The organism is Gilvimarinus sp. 1_MG-2023, assembly GCF_030548285.1.
The window spans coordinates 1-266 of sequence record NZ_JAUOSC010001101.1 but is presented as its reverse complement, the minus strand read 5'-3'; the positions used below and the strand labels follow the sequence as shown (position 1 = coordinate 266).

Annotated in this window: 1 protein-coding gene; it reads right to left on the bottom strand. The window is 53.8% G+C overall.

Translation table 11 applies throughout. From position 1 onward, the window contains the following. On the bottom strand, positions 1–266 hold a 266-nt coding region (locus Q4563_RS20260), incomplete at both ends, for a lipid II flippase MurJ (RefSeq protein ID WP_303605792.1).

Below are 266 nucleotides of genomic sequence, written 5' to 3'. Positions count from 1 at the left end.
CCTCAAACCAGTCAACCATCAGCCATGTTGCGGCAATCAGTGTCAGATTCAGCAACACCGGAGTAAAAGCCGGGATGGCAAAACGGCCGTAACTGTTCAGCACCCCACCCGCAAAGGCCGTCATGGCAATAAACAACAGATAAGGAAAGGTAATACGCAGCAGATCCCCGGTCAGGGCAAATTTTTCCGGATTGGTAGCAAAACCGGGGGCAAACAACCAGGGCAGGTAGTCCGCCGATAACAACGCCAGTGTCGTCACCGTCAGC